The sequence below is a fragment of the Arthrobacter sp. GCM10027362 genome (assembly GCF_042679445.1).
Taxonomy (GTDB): Bacteria; Actinomycetota; Actinomycetes; order Actinomycetales; family Micrococcaceae; genus Crystallibacter.
This window is the reverse complement of record NZ_JBHTML010000077.1, coordinates 1-17,696: the sequence shown is the minus strand read 5'-3', so window position 1 is coordinate 17,696 and position 17,696 is coordinate 1. Positions and strand designations below refer to the sequence as shown.

General features: G+C 69.1%; 19 protein-coding genes. 10 read left to right on the top strand and 9 right to left on the bottom strand.

Annotated features, from left to right (window positions below):
* Positions 1-13: 13 nt before the first annotated feature.
* Positions 14-775: a M50 family metallopeptidase gene (locus ACFQ36_RS12405; RefSeq protein ID WP_377014061.1), complete on the bottom strand. Its 762-nt coding sequence runs from the start codon at positions 773-775 to the stop codon at positions 14-16.
* 204 nt (positions 776-979) lie between these two features.
* Between ACFQ36_RS12405 and ACFQ36_RS12400 the strand changes: the two genes are divergently transcribed.
* The 6 genes from ACFQ36_RS12400 (at position 980) to ACFQ36_RS12375 (ending at position 5,137) form a co-directional block, all read left to right on the top strand.
* Positions 980-1,414, top strand: coding sequence for a DoxX family protein (locus tag ACFQ36_RS12400; protein ID WP_377014063.1), 435 nt, complete (start codon positions 980-982; stop codon positions 1,412-1,414).
* A gap of 178 nt (positions 1,415-1,592) precedes the next feature.
* Complete coding sequence (locus tag ACFQ36_RS12395; RefSeq protein WP_377014059.1) at positions 1,593-2,156, top strand: helix-turn-helix domain-containing protein; 564 nt, start codon at positions 1,593-1,595, stop codon at positions 2,154-2,156.
* Positions 2,149-2,844, top strand: coding sequence for a hypothetical protein (locus tag ACFQ36_RS12390; RefSeq protein WP_377014057.1), 696 nt, complete (start codon positions 2,149-2,151; stop codon positions 2,842-2,844). The genes ACFQ36_RS12395 and ACFQ36_RS12390 overlap by 8 nt, the downstream gene beginning before the upstream one ends.
* Positions 2,845-3,050: 206 nt before the next feature.
* Positions 3,051-3,869 (top strand): phosphatase PAP2 family protein, encoded by an 819-nt coding sequence (locus ACFQ36_RS12385; RefSeq protein ID WP_377014055.1) that lies wholly within the window; start codon positions 3,051-3,053, stop codon positions 3,867-3,869.
* Between the two features lie 115 nt (positions 3,870-3,984).
* Positions 3,985-4,248: a DUF3072 domain-containing protein gene (locus ACFQ36_RS12380; protein WP_377014053.1), complete on the top strand. Its 264-nt coding sequence runs from the start codon at positions 3,985-3,987 to the stop codon at positions 4,246-4,248.
* A gap of 22 nt (positions 4,249-4,270) precedes the next feature.
* Entirely contained in the window at positions 4,271-5,137 is an 867-nt protein-coding gene (locus ACFQ36_RS12375) for a methylenetetrahydrofolate reductase (RefSeq protein ID WP_377014051.1), read from the top strand.
* A gap of 90 nt (positions 5,138-5,227) precedes the next feature.
* On the opposite strand, the gene ACFQ36_RS12370 is transcribed toward ACFQ36_RS12375, so the two are convergent.
* On the bottom strand, positions 5,228-6,634 hold the full coding sequence (locus ACFQ36_RS12370; RefSeq protein WP_377014049.1) for an aminomethyl transferase family protein: 1,407 nt from the start codon (positions 6,632-6,634) through the stop codon (positions 5,228-5,230).
* 582 nt (positions 6,635-7,216) lie between these two features.
* The gene (locus tag ACFQ36_RS12365; RefSeq protein WP_377014047.1) at positions 7,217-7,879 is read right to left on the bottom strand and encodes a TetR family transcriptional regulator; all 663 of its coding nucleotides are present in this window, start codon (positions 7,877-7,879) and stop codon (positions 7,217-7,219) included.
* Between the two features lie 109 nt (positions 7,880-7,988).
* On the opposite strand from ACFQ36_RS12365, the gene ACFQ36_RS12360 reads away from it, so the two are divergent.
* From ACFQ36_RS12360 to ACFQ36_RS12350, 3 genes are all read left to right on the top strand, one after another.
* The gene (locus tag ACFQ36_RS12360; RefSeq protein ID WP_377014045.1) at positions 7,989-8,498 is read left to right on the top strand and encodes a CarD family transcriptional regulator; all 510 of its coding nucleotides are present in this window, start codon (positions 7,989-7,991) and stop codon (positions 8,496-8,498) included.
* A gap of 124 nt (positions 8,499-8,622) precedes the next feature.
* Entirely contained in the window at positions 8,623-8,985 is a 363-nt protein-coding gene (locus tag ACFQ36_RS12355; RefSeq protein ID WP_377014043.1) for a hypothetical protein, read from the top strand.
* 203 nt (positions 8,986-9,188) lie between these two features.
* The gene (locus ACFQ36_RS12350; protein WP_377014041.1) at positions 9,189-10,787 is read left to right on the top strand and encodes an MFS transporter; all 1,599 of its coding nucleotides are present in this window, start codon (positions 9,189-9,191) and stop codon (positions 10,785-10,787) included.
* 50 nt (positions 10,788-10,837) lie between these two features.
* Here ACFQ36_RS12350 and ACFQ36_RS12345 read toward each other — a convergent pair whose 3' ends face one another.
* From ACFQ36_RS12345 to ACFQ36_RS12330, 4 genes are all read right to left on the bottom strand, one after another.
* The gene (locus ACFQ36_RS12345) at positions 10,838-11,899 is read right to left on the bottom strand and encodes an App1 family protein (RefSeq protein WP_377014039.1); all 1,062 of its coding nucleotides are present in this window, start codon (positions 11,897-11,899) and stop codon (positions 10,838-10,840) included.
* 151 nt (positions 11,900-12,050) lie between these two features.
* Positions 12,051-12,752, bottom strand: coding sequence for an NADPH-dependent FMN reductase (locus ACFQ36_RS12340; protein WP_377014037.1), 702 nt, complete (start codon positions 12,750-12,752; stop codon positions 12,051-12,053).
* 108 nt (positions 12,753-12,860) lie between these two features.
* Entirely contained in the window at positions 12,861-13,358 is a 498-nt protein-coding gene (locus ACFQ36_RS12335) for an SRPBCC family protein (protein ID WP_377014035.1), read from the bottom strand.
* Positions 13,359-13,452: 94 nt separating this feature from the next.
* The gene (locus ACFQ36_RS12330) at positions 13,453-13,974 is read right to left on the bottom strand and encodes an Lrp/AsnC family transcriptional regulator (RefSeq protein WP_377014033.1); all 522 of its coding nucleotides are present in this window, start codon (positions 13,972-13,974) and stop codon (positions 13,453-13,455) included.
* Between the two features lie 125 nt (positions 13,975-14,099).
* Here ACFQ36_RS12330 and ACFQ36_RS12325 point away from each other — a divergent pair, with 125 nt between their 5' ends.
* Entirely contained in the window at positions 14,100-15,347 is a 1,248-nt protein-coding gene (locus ACFQ36_RS12325) for an NAD(P)/FAD-dependent oxidoreductase (protein WP_377014031.1), read from the top strand.
* Between the two features lie 412 nt (positions 15,348-15,759).
* Here the strand turns inward: ACFQ36_RS12325 and ACFQ36_RS12320 are convergent, their stop codons facing one another.
* The gene (locus tag ACFQ36_RS12320) at positions 15,760-16,347 is read right to left on the bottom strand and encodes a Rho termination factor N-terminal domain-containing protein (RefSeq protein WP_377014029.1); all 588 of its coding nucleotides are present in this window, start codon (positions 16,345-16,347) and stop codon (positions 15,760-15,762) included.
* Between the two features lie 162 nt (positions 16,348-16,509).
* On the bottom strand, positions 16,510-17,445 hold the full coding sequence (locus ACFQ36_RS12315) for a LysR substrate-binding domain-containing protein (RefSeq protein ID WP_377014027.1): 936 nt from the start codon (positions 17,443-17,445) through the stop codon (positions 16,510-16,512).
* Positions 17,446-17,696: the final 251 nt, after the last annotated feature.

Sequence of the window (17,696 nt, the reverse complement as noted above, 5' to 3'; positions counted from 1 at the left end):
CCCGCCGCCGTCGTCAGCCGAGGCTGCCCGCCACCGCACCCAGGCCGGCGAGGCAGGAAGCGGCGATGACGGCGGCAAAGCCGCCGAGCCACACCGCGGCGGGCACCCCGGTGCCCCGGGACAGGATGTAGGCGTCCGAGCTCGCCAGCTCATGGCGGCGCCGGGTGTGCACACCCAAGACCTTGAACCAGTCGCGCACCGCGCCCACCAGCAGCGCGACGCCGATGGCCAGGGTGAAATAGCCCAGGAACACCGGCGTGGCATACCAGAGCAGCAGCACCGCCGCGGCGGCACAGCCGAGGGCGATCACCACCCCCTGCCAGTTGCGGATGAACAGCAGGGTGGCCAGGAACAACAGGGCGCTGGCCGACAGGGCCAGCCCGGACCAGCCGGCATAGGCGGCCCAGACCAGTGCGGCGCCGACTACGGCGGGTGCCGGGTAGCCCCAGAAGCCGGACCAGGCAGCGCCTGCCCTGCCGTTGCGCCGACTCAGGCTGTGCATGGCGCCGGAGTGGTCGAAGCGCAGGTGGATACCCTTGACCGCCTGTCCGGTCATGAGTGCGGCGAAGGCATGGCCGAGTTCGTGCACCACCGTGACGAAGAGGCCGAACCAGCGCCAGCCGGCCCGGGGCACGGAGACGGCGACGGCCGCGGCAATGATGGCGGCCAGGACCAGGGCGGAGGGTTCCACCGGCGCGCCGCGCCCGAAGCCGGCGAGGACCTTGTCCCACCACTGTGCCGCGATGTCCTGGGCGGCGCCCGCTGCTGCATTCATGCTCGGTCGAATCTCCTCATTCCATAGGGAGCGTGCCCTGCGGACACTAGCAGGCGAAGCTGGACGGCTGCCGAATCGGCCGCGATGGTTGACAGTTCAAGTTTTATCGTGCATCATTAGTTGAAGCATCAATCAAAGGATGCCTGCCGCCGGCCCCGGCGGCCAGGCCCTTGAGCACCAAGACCTATGGAACGTGAGACCGAGATGAACAACCCCGCCCTGACCACCACCGCCCGGACCGTGCTGCGCATCGTCGCCGGCTTCCTCTTTGCCGCCCACGGCTGGCAGAAGTTCAACCAGTTCACCATCGCCGGCACCCAGGGCGCCTTCGCCCAGATGGGCGTGCCCGCGGCGGACCTGGTGGCCCCCGTGGTCGCCACGCTGGAACTGGCCGGCGGCATTGCCCTGATCCTGGGCCTGCTCACCCGCCCGCTGGCCCTGCTGCTGACCCTGAACATGCTCGGCGCCCTGGTCCTCGTGCACGCCCCGGCCGGCGTGTTCGTCGAGGCCGGCGGCTTCGAACTGGTCCTCATCCTCGCGGCGGCCGCCCTGGCCGTGGCACTGGTGGGCCCGGGCCGGATCTCCGCGGACCACGCCCTGTTCGGCCGCAAGCAGTCCAAGCTCGCCGTCCTGGCCTAAAGATTGGGACGCTCCCAGTGTGTCGGCTGCGCCGCCACGCCGGGACCCTCGCGCCCCACTCCAGACCTGATCGCGACGCACAAAGCGCGCGCCTTCCCCGCGAAGGCGCGCGCTTTGTGCATTTCCCTTGCAGCTATTATCAAATTTGATAATATTCTCATCCATGAGAAGGAAACCGATGGCGAAGGCAGATGCGCTCCTGCATCCGCAGCGCATCGCCATCCTGCGCGCGCTCATCCCGCAGGCCCGCACGGCCAAGCAGCTGGCGGCCATCCTGCCCACCCTGCCCCAGGCCACGCTCTACCGGCACCTGAATGCGCTGCTGGAGGCCGGAATCCTGGAAGTGGCCGAGGAACGCCAGGCCCGCGGCGCGGTGGAGCGCAGCTACACCATTGCCGGCGGCGGGGCAGTGCTGGGCACCGAGGATCTGGCCGCGGCCACCGCCGAGGACCATTTCCGTTACTTCGCCACCTTCCTCGCCGGCCTGCTCGGCGAGTACGGGCACTACCTGGAACGCCCGCGGCCGGACCTGGACCGGGACGGCGTCGGCTACCGGGAAATGGTGCTGAACCTGACGGACCAGGAACTGCGCACGATGCTCGCCGAAATCCGTAACGTCGTCCGCACCTACTCCGGCCGGGAGGCGGGCCAGGACCGCACACCCCGGCTTTTTGCCACCGTGACCATGCCGGTGGACCGCTCCGCCGCGGTCCCCACTGACAAGGAGGAACACCGTGACTGACGCACCCGCAACCGATTTCGTCCCGCTGGCAGCCCGCACCCGGGTCAACGCCCTGGTCCTGCCGGCAGCCGCCCTCCTGTCCGGCGCCGCGCTGTGGCTGGCCTTCGGCAGCCCGCTGCCGGTACCGGCCCTGCTCGGCGACGCCGGTTGGCTGCTCGCGCTCGTTCTGCGCCAGCCGGTGGCCCTGGCCGCGTCCCGCTTCTTCGGCCGCGAACGCGCGGCAACGATCGTGGGCTGGTTCTCCGGACCGGCCGAGGAACTGGTCCGCCTGGCCCTGGTGCTGCTGGCCCTGCGCAGCTTCGACGAGGCGCTTTGGGCCGGCTTCGGCTGGGCCGCGGTCGAGGTGCTGCTGGTGGCCGTGAACGTGCTGGTCATTGCGGACCTGATGACCAAGGACGATCCGAAGTCCCGGCAGGCGCAGCAGATCCTGCAGGACCAGGGCATGACCACGCCGCAGCACCCGCTCTGGGGCCTGCTGGAACGGCTCAGCGCCACGGCGCTGCACCTCGGTTTCACCCTGCTGCTGTTCGCCCAGCCTTGGCTGGTGCTGCTGACCCTGCCGGTTCACTCGCTGACGAACATGCTCGCCGTCCGCTTCGCCCGAACCCACCTGGCCCTCACCGAGGCCGCCCTGGCCGCGGCCGGCCTGGCGGTCCTGGCGGCCGGCCTCGCCCTGACCCTGCCGTAACCATCCTGCGACAACGAAGGACCAGCCATGACACCGGCACCGAACGCCCTGCCCGCCGACCTCCGCTCCCCCGTGCCGGCCGCTGCCGCCGCGGTCGTCCCCTTCCCGCCCACGGCGGCACTGATGGTGCTCGGCGCTGCCGCCTGAGTCCCTGTACAGCACGGGCCGGCCTCGCGCCACGGGACCGGCCGGTTTACAGTCTCAGCATGGCCGAACAGCACCACCAACCAAGGCCGGACGACGGCGCGGCGCAGGACCGTTACGTGGGCGGTCAGGACCTGACACGCTGGAGGACGCCGATCGGCCGGGCTGCGGTCCGGATTGCCCAGCGGATCAGCCGGCAGCTGGGGCCGCACACCGCACTGGTCCTGATCCTGCTGCTCGGGGCCACCGCCGCCGTCTTGCTCACCGCGCTGACCGGGGAAGTCTACGAGTCCGTAGTGGAGGCGGACGGGGTGGCCATGCTGGACCATCCCCTGCTCCAGGCCGCCATGGGGCTGCGCTCGCCCGGACTCGATGCCGCCGTCACCGGTTTTACCAACCTCGCCGGCACGGTGGGCATGCCCGTGCTGGCCGGTCTGGCCATGCTGGTGCTCAGCCTGACCCGCCGAAGCTGGATGCCCGTGGTGCTCATCGCCACGGCCGGGGGCGGTTCGCTGCTGATGACCCTGGCCGGCAAGCATCTGACCGGGCGGACACGCCCGCCGTTGGCCGATGCGGTACCGCCGTATGAATATTCGGCGTCCTTCCCCAGCGGGCACTCGCTGAACTCCGTTGTGGTCGCCGGGATTGTGGCCTATGTGCTGGTCCTGCGCCAGCACACCCTCCGCGCCCGGGTACTGACGGTCCTGGCCGCGGCAGTGTTTGCAGTGGCCGTGGGGCTGAGCCGGGTATTCCTGGGCCATCACTGGTTCACCGACGTCCTCGGCGCGTGGACGCTGGGGCTGGCCTGGTTGTCCCTGGTGATCACGGCGCACCGCCTCTACCTCACCGTCAGGCACCGCGGGACGCAGAGCCGGACGTAGGCCCAAGCCGCCGAATGCTTGTCCCTTCGGCACCGTTGCTGGCCCGCCAAGGGCGGAGGCGCTAGGTTGGAGCCGTAACCTGCGGCCGCGGAACCTGACGAAGGAGCATGCCATCATGACCGACGAACAGCCCGAAACACTTGGCAGCCCGACGCCCGAATCCGGCGCCGGCCTCCGGCGCGACCCCGAGGACTGGGTAACCGGCGACGAACCGATGACCGAGGCCCAGCGCAGCTACCTGGACACGCTGGCACGTGAGGCCGGCGAAGAGCTGCCGGCCAATTTGACCAAGGCGCAGGCTTCGGAACACATCGAACGGCTGCAGGGCAAAAGCCGGCGGCTGGGCGGCGAGGACTCCGATGGGAACGACTCCGACTGAACCGGAAGAAGGGGCATCCGCCATGGCAGGACATAGCTCCAGCACCGAAAATGCTGTCCGCACCCTGCTCGGTGACTTCTCCCTGGAAATGACCGGCAAGGATGTTCCCGCCCTCGAGGAAGCCGCCCCGTTCATCCCGCCCGGGACGCGGATCAATGTGACCTTCCTGGGCAACGAGGACCTGCAGATGCGGGTCGCGGCCGCAGCCGCCGCGCGGAGGCTGGGGTTCGTCCCGGTCCCCCACATCTCGGCACGGCGCCTGGCCTCGAAGCAGGAGCTGGAAGAATTCCTTGACGCGCTGGCCGCCGAAGCCGCCGCAAAGGACGTCTTTGCGGTGGCCGGGGACCCGGAACGGCCGCTGGGCCCCTTCGAGGATTCGCTCGCGCTGATCCGCTCCGGCCTGCTCGGCAACTACGGCATTGAGCATGTGAGCATCAGCGGCTACCCCGAGGGGCACCCGGACATCAGCGATGAAACACTGTGGCGCGCGCTCACCGACAAGTACTCGGCGCTGCAGGATCTGGGCCTGGAGTCGGCCATCATCACCCAGTTCGGCTTCGACGCGGACCCGGTCTTTTCCTGGCTCACCGAGCTGCGCCGCCGCGGCATCGACGCACCGGTCCGGATCGGCGTGCCCGGCCCGGCCGGCGTGAAGCGGCTGCTCAACTACGCCCGCCGCTTCGGCGTCGCCTCGTCCGCGGGGATCGTGCACAAGTACGGCTTCTCGCTGACCAACCTGCTCGGCACCGCCGGCCCGGACAAGTACATCAGGGAAGTCGCCGGGCGGCACAACCAGGCCGAGCACGGCAAGATCCTGCTGCACTTCTACACCTTCGGCGGGCTGAAACCGACCGCCGAGTGGGTGCGGGACTTCCGGCAAACCGGGTAGGCCCGCGGACCCTGCCAAACCCGCCCAAACCGCCGGCGGCAGGCGCTTTCAGGCACCTGCCGCCGGCGTCGGCACTGAACCGGCCGGGGATCAGCTGCGGCGGCCGGTCCGCCAGCCGCCCTGGTACTCCCTGCGCGCCGTCTCCGAGTACGGCACGGGACTGACGACGGCGCGGACCTCCAACTGCCGGTGCGGCTCCACCGTGGTCTTGCGGGTGCCGCCGCCCGGCTCGCCCCAGACCACATTGACTTCGGTGCCTTCGGGCACGTCCGGATCCACCGTGGCCAGGGACAGCGCGCGGCGCTCGTTGGCACTGTAGCCGGTGAACATGGACAGGCCCACGGTGGTGCCTCCCGCGTCCACCACGGCGTCGTAGTTGGAAGAGCCGTAGTTGGCCAGCGGCAGGTCGAAGTACTTGTACGGGGTGTCCTCCGGATCGAAGAGCGAGCCGAAGATCTTGGCCATGTCCTCGGCATTCCAGGCCAGCGTAACCTTCCGGCGCTGGGTGGCCGGATCGACCTTCTCCAGCGCCTCGCGGCCGATGAAGTCGTGGTCGAACTTCACGAACGAACCGTAACCCAGCTCCCAGGGGGTCAGGTAGTAGTCCTCGATGTTCTCCGAGACGAAGCTGCCGGCCACGGCGTTGGTGGCCTCGTAGCTGTCGGCGCCGAGCCATTCCCGGTACGGGCGCAGCTCCTCGCCGGTGTAGATGGCCGGCAGCGGCGAGGGGATCCAGCCGGATTCGAGGGTATTGGACGGATATGCGCGGGACCCGACCGCCAGCATGCCGAATTCCCGGCCGGCTTCCAGGATGGTGTCGCGGACCTTGTCGTAGGACTCGTAGGGCCCCCACAGTTCCAGGCCGGGGGCGCCGGCCATGCCGTGGCGGAGGGTGCGCACCTGCTCCCCGGCAATGGCCATGGTGTCCATGTTGAAGAACTTCACCTGCTCCATCGGAGCACCGTTGAGCTTCTCGATGATCTGCCAGGCATTCGGACCCTGGATCTGGAAGCGCCAGTACTTGCGCGAGACCGGCCGGCCCATCGGCCGCGACGGGGACCGGCGGTCGACGACGATCTCGACGTCGTAGCCTCCGGTTTCACCGTGGAAGAGCAGCCAGTTGGCGGCCGGGGCGCGGCCGACGTAGACGTATTGGTCCTCGGCTTCATGGAACAGGATGCCGTCGCCGATGACATGGCCGGACGGGCCGGTGGGCACGTACTGCTTGGCCTTGTTGACCGGGAAGTTGGCCACGCTGTTGACGGCGGTCTCGGAGATCAGCTTCAGGGCGTCCGGACCCTTGATGAAGAGGTTGTCCATATGGTGCGACTGGTCGAACAGCACCGCCGTCTCCCGCCAGGCACGCTGCTCGCTCCGCCAGTTCGTGAATTCGGGGGCGACCACCGGATAGATGTAGGCACCGATCTGCGAATTCCGCAGCAGTTCGACGGTATTGCCGGAAGCGTCCAGGACTTCCTGCAGGTTCTTTGCGCTCATGGTGTTTGTCCTCCCCGTGGTGTCGGCCACGTGTGATCCGATGCACATTCGGCAATGGCGACTCTATGCCTATGGACGTAGGTATGTCGACCGCCGGCACCGGGGCGGGCAGGGCACGGTGCTGCACCGTCTTTCCCGCTGTTTTCCACCGCGCCGCCGTTCCCGGATCCACCGGTTTGGCCCCGGGCTGGCGCGGTCGGGCGCCGCGGAGCCAACACAGCCGGGGCGCGGTCCAGCGGTTAAGCCCCCGGCGCAGGCGTGCTCGCGGAACCGGTGGTGGACCCGCTGCCGGTGCCGGGGCTGCATCCGGGGGCTGTTCTTCGCGGCCAAGGACATCCCTGCCGCGCTCCGCGCCTACACCGATTGGGTGCGAACCGTACCCGAGTACGTGTGCAGTTCGGTGGCGATCAACGTGGGCTGCCGGAGGCGGAGGCACGGCACCTGGGTGGAGCCGTGGGCCGCGAACCGGCGGCCAGGGCCGCGGACGGCCACGGTGCCGCCTTCCAGCTGTTTACCGTGGGCATGGTGCTGCCCCCGGATGCCGGCCGGACCCGCCCTCGAATAAGCCGGGCGGCCCCGCTGCTACACGCGGACGCGCTGGGCAAGGTCCTGCGCGTCCGCGTAGATCTCCGGGAGGATCGCCTCCCGCCCGGCCTCGAGCCGCTCGGCCCACGTTTCGAATGCGGCCCGGACCAGCGAGGTGCACAGTTCCACCGCCACCCGCAACTGCAGGTCGCTTGCCTCGGAGCCGCCGAACCTGGCTTCCAGCGCCTGCAGCAGCCGGCTGTTCCGGGCCGCGCTGTGCCGGACCAGCGCCGAGCGCAGCAGGGGTTCGCGCCGGAGCAACCGGCCGACCCGGAGCATCCGCTGCGCGGCGGGAGAACCGTTGTCCGCGAAGCCCTGCAGGACCCGGACATACACCTTTGCCAGTTCTTCGCACGGGTCCGCATCCGGGTCCGCCTGCTGCAGGCCGGTTTCCACCGCATCCTCGAACTCCCGGTGGGCCGGCAGCGCGGCATCCTCCTTGGCGGCGAAGTAACGGAAAAAGGTACGCGGGGAAACCCCTGCCGCTTCGGCAATATCCTCCACCGTGGCCGCTTCCAGGCCCCGCTCCTCAAACAGCCTCAGGGCGGCCTCTTGGATTTCGGCCATGGTTTGCCGGCGGCGCCGCTCGCGCAGGCCGGGCGCAGCGGCACCCGCCGTCGTCGTTGTTGGTTCCGCTGATCCGCCGGTGCTGGCCGCCATGGCACCTTTCCCTGTGTTCGCCTTCAGTGATCAAGGCTACCGCACGTTTGTAATGCGCCTGCCAATATGGCAGTATCTGCCATATTGGCATGAAAGGGCGATTATAAGCATGAAATTGAAGATTGGCGACACCCTTGTCTACCCCCACCACGGCGCAGTAACCGTGACGGAGCTGAAAACCCGGTCCTTCAATTCGGTTGAGACCAAGTTCGTGCGCTTCCGCGTGCACCACAACGGCCTCATGATCGAACTGCCGGCCGCGAATGCGGACAAGGTCGGCATTCGCCGGGCCATCGGCAGCCGTGGGGTCAAGCAGGTGTTCACCATCCTGGCCGCACCCGCCCCGGCCGCCTCCGCCAAGGAAGTTTGGTCCCAGCGGTTCAAGAGCAACCAGGCGAAGATCACCACCGGCGACGTCTTCCAGGTCAGCGAAGTAGTCCGGGACCTGACCCGCCGCGCCCAGGGCGGACACCCCTCAGCCGGCGAAAAGCGTCAGCGCGAGGAGGCCATGCAGATCCTGGTTTCCGAACTCGCCGTCTCGCTGAAGACGGACGAGGAAGCCGCCCGCGCCATGATCGAGGACATCTTCGAGCCGGCCGAACAGCGCGCCGCCAGCTGAGGATTGGGGCGCCGGAGCGCCGGCCATCTTCCGTCGATCCTGTGTTCACCTTTTGGTTTTCCGCGTGCCGCAACATATAGTGGGAGCGCTTCACCGAATGTGACCCATACCACAGTGATTGAAGATGATTAATACAGTCTCAAACCAATACGGCAATCCGACCACGTCCGATCGGTCCGCACGGCTGGGGGCCGCGGACAGCCCGTTCGAAGAATGGGTGGATGTCAGCATCCACCTGGAACCTGAGCTGGGGATTATCCAGCTCAGCAGTCCGGGGCAGCATGCCGCGGCCCAGGAGGCGGCTGCGCTGCTGATGTACTCCGAGGACTTCGAGTCAGTGCGGCGGGCGGCCGCGGATTCAGATGGCCGGGGCCTCTGGTGCGCCAAGTACTCGAAACTGCTGATTCCCAGCACGCATGCCGGTGCCGGCAACCGGTTCTTCACCCTGTCCCAGCACAAGCCCGGGCAGCCTGGCGAGCCGGACTAGGGCGCCCCGGCCGAGGCCGCACCGCCGCCGGCGGCCTCTTGTCCCGAATCCGGTACCGGAGGATGATGTTGCCTACTTCATCCCCGCAGCCGGCCGAGGTGGGCGGCTGCCCGGGACCTAGGGGGAAGGTCAGGGATCGGTTGAGTTCACGAACGGCGGCTGGAATCCGCTCTGATCGGCGCGGATGGTTACCTCTGACATTCGTGTGCCTGGGCAGCTTCGCCATCGTTCTGGACTTCGCCGTCCTCAGCATCGGCGTCGGGGACATCATCCGGGACCTGCGGGTACCGCTGGCCACCGTCCAGCTGGCCTTGGTGACCTACTCCGTGCTGGCGGCCGCGCTGGCCATGGCCGGCGGGAAGCTCAGTTCGCTGCTCTCTCCCCTGCGCATCCAGTTGCTGGGCCTGAACCTCTATGCCGTGGGCATGCTGATCACGGCCGCGGCCATCAATGGTCCGGTCCTGGTCGCCGGCCAGATGGTGGCCGGCGTCGGCGCGGCCCTGCTGGTGCCCAACGGGCTGGCCATCCTGGGCGCCGCTTACAGCGGACGGCGGCGCAGCGCCGCCGTCGCACTCCAGTCCGGAACCATCGGCTTCGGTGCCACGCTGGGGCTGCTGCTGGGCGGGCTGCTGATCAGCGCGCTCGGCTGGCGCGCCCCTTTTGTCCTGCTCGGGCTGCTGGCCGTGGCGGCGCTGCTCTGCGGCAGCCTCATTCGGCTGCCGCTGCCACAGGAATCGGACAGCATCGACGCCGCCAGCGTGCTGCTGCCCTGCCTGGGGGTGGTGCTGATCATCGGTGCCGTCAACCAAATGGGGGTGTGGGGGTTCATCGCCGCCAGGCATGACGCACCGTTCACTTTCCTGGGCCTCTCCCCCGCCCCGCCGATGCTGGTGGCCGGCGTGCTGGTGCTGCAGCTGTTCGTGGGGCGGCAGCAGGCGATCAGGCAGGGCGTCCTGCAGCCGAACCGGCCAGGGACCGGGGCGGTGCGCGTCAGGTTGCGGGCCCCGCTGCTGGAGCCGTCGGTTCTGGCCTCCGGCGAGCGCAAGGCGCTGCTGGTGTGCCTGGTCGCCGTGAACCTGCTGTTCGGCGGCATCAGTTTCCTGCTGCTGCTGTATGCACAGACGGTGCTTGGTTACGCCGTTGTCGACGCCGCCGTGCTGCTGCTGCCGCTGGCACTGGCCACCTTCATCGCAGCGGCAGCGGCCGGGGCGGTGCCGCGGATCGTGCCGCCCCGGGCACTGCTGGCATGTGTCTACCTGCTGGGATCCGGCGGCACGGTCCTGCTGGCCTATGCCGTGGCCGCGGACTGGGGCGGGCCGGCGCTGGCAGCCGGCCAGGTGGCGACCGGAGCGGCAATCGGGCTGGGGCTTTCGCTTGGCGGTGCCTTCCTGACGGTCACCGCCGAGCCGGAGCTGGCCGGCGAAATCGGCAGCGTCCGCGGCCTGGCTTCCTTCCTGGGCACGGCGCTGGGCACCGCACTGGGCGGCACGGTCCTGCTCGCCGGACTGGACAATATCGGCAACCTGGTTGCCCGGCAGGGCTTCACCCTGCCGCCGGATGTGGCGCTGGACCCGGCGGCCGCCACCTCCGTAGTGCCCAACTACGCCCTGCATGCGTTCTTCTCCGGGTCCGCCTGGAACCTCACGCCCGCCCAGGTGTCCTCCGCCGTCGAAATCAGTATGCAGGCCCGGCTGGATGCGCTGCAGGCCGGCCTGGTGGTGCTGGCTTTGGCTTCGCTGGCAGGCGTGGCCACCGCGCGCCTGCTGCCGCGGCGGGCGGCGGTACCGGGTGCGGTCCGCTAGCGACTACCTGCCTCCCACCGCTCGCAGGCTCGCGGCGGGGCCCTCGACCGCTAGTCTGTGACGATGCCCAGCTCGCGCAGCTGTTGCGCGATGCCCGCCCCGTCCGGCGCATAGATCCAGGGGACGCCGCCCGTGCCGCCGGCAGCCCCCGGGGAGCGGCGCCCGGCCAGCAGCGCCTCGCTGGCGGACAGCTGCCGGATGGCGATGGCCGCCACGTGGTCCGGGAAGCGCCGGGCGAACTCCGCGTAGATGGCCTCGTCATGCTGGCCGTCGTCTCCGATAAGCAGCCACTTCACCTGGGGGAACTCCGTGGCCAGCCGGACGAGTTCGGACTGCTTGTGCTGCTGGCCGCTGCGGAACCAGCGGTCATGGGTGGGGCCCCAGTCGGTAAGCAGCAGCGCGCCGTCGGGATACAGGTTCCGGGAGAGGAACCGGGTCAGGGTCTGCGCCACGTTCCACGCCCCCGTGGACAGGTACAGCACGGGGCTGCCCGGATGCCCCCGGGCGATCCGGTCCATCAGCACGGCCATGCCGGGGGTCGGGGTCCGGGCGTGCTCATCCAGCACGAAGGTGTTCCAGGCGGCCAGGAACGGCCGCGGCAGCGCGGTGACCATAACGGTGTCGTCCACGTCGGAGACCACCCCGAAGCGGATGTCCCGGGGCACGATGTACACCACTGCCTCGGACGGCTCCGAGTCCTCGCAGGTGAGGACCACGGTGTGCCAGCCGGGCGGCAGCTCCGCCGCGATCCGGGCGTCCAGGACCCCGCCCCGGTCCGCGACGGCCTCGTGCCGCACGCCGTTGACCTGGACCATAACCTTCGCATTGGCCACCGGCGGACTGATGAAGTTGCGCCAGCCGCGGATTCCGTCCGCCACCAGCTTCGACGAGGCCTTGCCGCCTTCGAAGGCGCCTTCCCGGGCCATGACCACGCGCCCGAGGACGCGGAACCAGCCGGGCGCCCCGTACCCGGTAAAGGGCAGCACGGTGGCGACATGGCCGCGCCTGCGCGCCCGGCGCTCCCGCAAGGCCTGCCAGCGGTCCTCGATGCGCATGCCGATATGTGCGGCCTTCTCCAGGACTTCGGCTTCTTTTCCTGCACTGCCTGCCATGGGCCAAGTTTTGCACGGTCCGGCCCGGTGTTGGAAACCTGCCCGCCTCCCAGGCGGCCGCCGCCGTGATTAAGCCCTGATTAAGCGGAACCGCCCCGGCGCACCGAAGTGCGGCGGGGCGGTTCCCGGTGCCGGCCCGGCCGGCGGAGGCCTAGGCGCTGGTGAGGGCGAGCTCGCTGCGGACGGCGGCGAAGCCCTTGGTCCACGGAACCAGCTGGTCCACCATGGGGGCCAGGGTGCCGGCATTCTGCGCGGTCGGCTTGAACTCGGAGAAGTTCTCGAAGTCGGTAAACAGGTTGAACATGACCTGGTTGCGCACATGCGCGATCTGCAGCTCGGACAGCGCCCCGCGCAGGTGCTCGGCGGCGCGGGCGCCACCCATGGAGCCGTAGGAGACGATGCCGGCGGCCTTGTTGTTGAACTCGGCATTCAGGAAGGACAGGGCATTGATCAGCGCCGGTCCGGCCGAGTGGTTGTACTCGTTGGTGACGAAGATGTACCCGTCGAATTCGCTGATCCTGGCGGCGAGGGCCTTGGTGTGCTCGTTCTGGTAGTTCTGGTAGGCGGCCGGGTACGGCTCGTCCAGCAGCGGCAGGTCGAAGCTGTTGATGTCCACCAGTTCGAAGCGGGCATCCGTGCGGGCGGCCAGCTGGGCGAGGACCCACTCGGCCACCTGGTTGTTTACCCGGCCCGGACGGGTGCTGCCGGTGACGACGGCGATCCGGAGCGGCACGCCGTCCACGGCGGCGTGCCGGGGGCCCGGGGCCGATTCGGCGGCCGGTGCCGACACGGCGGGGGCCGCCGCTGCTTCGGCGGCACGGGACTTGCGGAAGAGGTTCTTGAACCAGGACATGGCTGCCTTCGGGTCGGAAACTTGATTCTTCAACCATCGTAGGACCGCGTTGTGTGATGTGTCAACAACCTGGCTGCGGTGCTTGGGCCGGGCCCGCCGCCCGCGGGCCTACCGGTTCCGGGACCAGCCCGCCTGTTCCGCTTCCGCCATCGCCCGCAGCCGCTGCAGGCTCTGCTCCATGCCCTCATGCATGGTTTTGGCACGGTTCCGGTCCTTGCCGAAACCGCTGACAACAATCCATCCGGGCCGGGTAATCGGGCGCACCACCAGGTAGGACTCGGTGACCCGCGTGCCGCCGTCCTCCGGATCGAAGCGGTAGCGCCACTGCACGGTGCCGCAAAGCGGCTCGGTGCGGGCGAAGGCGAACTCCCGGCCCGGTTCCGCCACCGTGACAATCGGCTTGTTGGACCAGGACATCCTTCCCACCCTGTTCCGCGCCTTGAACCGGGCGCCCGGGGCGGGTCCGGTGGCCCCGCCCAGCCAGGTGCATTCGACCACCTCCGGGCTGTACTGGGGGGTCCGGGTCACATCGGCGACAATCGCATAGACGGCCTCCGGCGGCGCGCCAATATGGATGCTCAGTTCATCATGATCGAGGGCCTGCATGGGATGCCCCTTCCGGCGGTCCCGCCCCGGCGGCGGGAGAACACGGCTTCAATCATTGGCCGTGCCAACGGCGACGGTCAAGAGGCCGCCATGGTCAGGACCCGAAGGCACTGCGGCGGGGACGGACATGGTCGAAGATCACCGCGGTATTGGTCCCGGCCACCTCCGGCCGGACGCTGAGGTTGTTGGCCACCAGGTCCCGCAGCGCCGAGGAGTCCGGCACCGCCACATGGATCAGGAAGTCCCGGTCCCCGGTGACAAAGAAAATGGCTTCCACCTGGGGCAGCCCCGCCAGATAGTGCTCGAACCTGCCCAGGTTCGAGCGCGCATGGGCCTGCAGCCGGATGGAGATCAGCGCCTGCAGGCCCCGGCCCACCGCCGCCGGATCCACCTCCGCGTGGAAGCCGCGGATGATGCCGCGCTCCTGCAGGGACCGGATCCTGCCGTGGCAGGTGGAGGGGGCGATGCCCGCGGCGGCCGCAATCGCGTTGTTGGGGGTGCGGGCATCGGCCTGCAGGATCTCCAGGATGGTGCGGTCCGTCGCATCCAGTCCGGGCGGTCGAATTTCCTTCGGCCGCTCGACCCCGCTGCGGGATGGTTCCGAATATTCAGGCATGACAGCCATCGTAACGAGAATCTTTGCCGAACAGATTGCGGTTCGAATTAATAATCTTCACGATGGCCTCAGGTAGTTCCAAGAGGTATGCGGCCGTCCGCGGCCCGGGTAGCAGGAGGAAGGATATGTACACACGCGCAGCAGCTCCGCGCACCGCCGTCGTCGTGGGGGCCGGCATGGTGGGGCTGGCCACCGCCTGGCATTTGCAGGAGCGCGGCATCGAGGTCACCGTGCTGGACCGCTCCGGAGTGGCCGCCGGCGCTTCCTGGGGCAATGCCGGCTGGCTGACCCCGGGCATGGCCATGCCGCTGGCTGATCCGACCCTGTGGTCCTACGCGCCCAAGGCGCTGCTCGATGCCACCGCGCCGCTGCACATCCCGGCCCGGCTGGACCCGCAGCTGTGGACCTTCCTGGCCCGTTTCGGACTCCACGCAACCCCCAAGGCGTGGGAGCGGGCCATGGCCGCGCTCACGCCGATCGACCGGATGGCCCTGGACGCATTCGACGAACTGACCGGGTCCGGGGTCAAGGCCTGGACCAAGAAGGGCCCGTTCATCATCGGGTTCGAGCAGGAGAAGGAAAGCCGTCCCTTCGTCCACGAGATCCGGCAGGTGGAGAAGGCCGGCCAGTCCGTGCCGCTGCACCGTCTGGACGATGCGCGGCTGAAGGTGCCCCAGCTCTCCGCGGGCGTGTCCACCGTGTTCGAGATGGAGGGCCAGCGCTTCCTCGAGCCCGGACCGTTCGTGGAGGCCCTGGCCGAGGCCGTCCGGGCCCGCGGCGGCAGGATCGTGGCCGGGGCCGAGGTCCGGGGGCTGCGGCACGGCCCGTCCGGAATCGCCGTGGACGCCTACGGGCATGAGCCGGTTTCGGCCGACGTCGTCGTGCTGGCCACCGGGGCCTGGCTGCCCAAGCTGGCCCGGCCGCTGGGCGTGCGCACCATGGTCCAGGCCGGCCGCGGCTACTCCTTCAGCGTGGCCACCGAGGATCCGGCGGAGTTCCCGATCTATTTCCCGGCGCGGCGGGTTGCCTGCACCCCGTACCAGAACCGGCTGCGGATCGCCGGCACAATGGAGTTCCGCGGCCCGGACGAGCCGCTGCAGACCGGCCGGGTCGACGCGATCCTGGCCGCCGTGCGGCCGCTGTTCACCGGGATGGACCTGGAGCATTTGGAGGATATCTGGGTGGGGCCGCGGCCGGTCACCCCGGACGGCCTGCCGCTGGTCGGGGCCACCCGCGCGCCGGGAGTCTTCGTCGCCGGCGGCCACGGCATGTGGGGCATTGTGCTAGGTCCGGCCACCGGCAAACTCCTGGCCGAACAGATTGCCACCGGGACGGTGCCGGAGCAGATCCGCCCCTTCGACCCGCTGCGGTAGCCCGGGCGGCGGGGAACACAAGCTCGCCCTGGCCGATCAGGACCGTGTCCACCCACCCGGCCAGGGCCTTGTTCCACGCCGTTGCGCCAGGTCCGCAGCCGCCGTTGGGCCGTCCACCTGGTGCGGCCGCCGGCCGTGGCGTCAGCCCATGGTGCGACCGCGTCCCGGTGGATCCCGTGGCAGGCGACCCGGCCGTTTTCGGCAAGGATGCGCACCGGTTCGCTGACATCTTTGGGCAGGTTTTCCACCAAAGCGCGGATCCCCTCGTGCCGTCCGGAGCCAAAGCGGAATGCCGGCGGCGGCCGGGGGGGTGTAATAGCGGTCCGCGGTGGCCGTACCGGCGGCCGAAAAATTCGGCCGCCGGTACCTGGATCAGTTCCCTGCATCCATGGAGCCGGCCTCCGCCTGCGGCTCAGGCGTCTTCGCGGCCGGGATTTTCCAGGCGGAAGAAGTTGGATTGGCGGCCGTCGCTGCGCTGCTCCTGGTAGATGAAATTCAGCCCCCGCTCGTCGAAGGTCTTGAACCATTCCTCCCAGCTCACGTGCTTAAGGTCGCCCTCCTCACCGCCGAAGTCGAACCGGAGCACGCCCAGGTGCTCCCCGTGCTCGGTGCCGCCGACGGTGGCGGGGACCGCATTCCGGGCCTCGGCCCACTGCCTGATGACCTCGTGGTGGGTGGTCACCAGGCTGCGCCCCTCCCGCTCCGGTTCCTCGTCGGGCGAGGTCACCTCCTGCGAGTATTTCAGTGAGTCCGAGGACTGCGGGCCCCTGCGGACCTTGCCGCCCTCGGGACCTGCACCCATGTCTTCGGGCGCCTCGCCGGTGTCCCCGCCTCCGGCCCGGACAAGAGCCTGGACCAGTTCGTCCTTCTTCATGCCAGAGGTGCCGCCGATACCGGCTTTTTTGGCTTCATCCCGCAGTTCCTCGACGTTCATCTCCCGCAGTTCGCTCTCGCTCGCATTGGGCGTATTGGGAGCCTGTTTTCCATGCTTGTCAGCCATGAGTGCCTCCTTCGTGGTGGCGACTCTACTGCAGGCCGGCAGCGGTGGCTAGGCCCGCCGGAGCGGCGCCGCGGGCCTTGGCCGCATCTTAAATGTATCTTTTCACCACTACCGGACGAATGACCGCTGCCTTCCCCGACGGCGGCACCGTGCCGCGAGCGGTCAGGTTTTGTCGGCCAGCGGCAGGCTGCTTCCGGGGCCGGCAAAGCAGGCGGCCGCGTAGTCCAGCACCGCGGCGGTGCGCGGGCTGGGCAGCACCGCCTCGGGCCACACGGCCTGGACCGCGGTGATCCCGGAGCGCGGCGCGAGCGGCCGGGCCACCACGCGCCGGCCCTCGGTGGTGGTGTCCTGCGAATTGGGCCGGGACATCAGCAGGCTGTAGCCCAGGCCCCGGCCGACCAGGGCGCGGACCAATTCGATCACCGGCACGGACATCAGCAGGTTGGGCCGCAGCCCCCGTTCGGCGAACATCAGCCGGGTGTTCGCGGTACTCGGGGTGGACTCCAGCATGATCAACGGCTCCGGCGCCAGCTCGGCCAAGTCCACCGCGGCTTCCCCGGCCAGCCGGTGGTCGGCGGCGAGAATGGCCACGACCTCCGTGTCATAGATGGTCCGGTACTGCAGCCCCGGCGGCAACTGCAGCCCGTAGACAATGGCAGCATCGAGCCGTCCGGTGTCCAGGGCGGCCAGCAGTTCGTCCTGGCTGCCCACCTCGATGCCCAGGGTGACCCCCGGGTGCAGGGCGGGGAAGCCCTCCAGAACGGGCGGCAGGACATTGGTGGCCAGGCCGGTGTAGCAGCCGAGCCTGACCGGGCCTTTGAGCCGGCCGTTGATTCCCGCCAGTTCGCTGCCCAGCTCGCCGGCGTCCTTGAGCAGCCGCCGCGCCCGCGCCGCAAAGAACTGCCCGGCCGGAGTCAGCTGCAGGCCTTTGGCCTTGCGCCGCACGCACAGCTGCTCGCCCACCGACTTTTCCAGGGCGGTAATGGACTGCGATAACGCCGGTTCCGAAATATGGAGTGCGGCCGCGGCAGCGCTGAGCGTGGAGTAGTCCGGCAGGGCAGCAAAAAGTTCGAGCTGCCGGAGGGTGAATTCGGCCATTTATCTTCCGTTAGGTCAAAGAAACTTGGTTATTTTCCGAAGTTTACCTACCGAAGTGCCGATGCGACACTGGCTGCGGAGCCTTCCGTTACCACCGCCCCTTCAGGAGTCGACGATGACCACTTCCATCACCGGAAAATGCCCGTTCGGTTTCGCCGCAGGCAGCAGCAGCGCAGCCGGCCAGCCGGCCGCACCGCCCGGGATTCCGCACGGCACCCCGGCGGCTGCCGCCGTCGCTCCCGCAGGCGGTG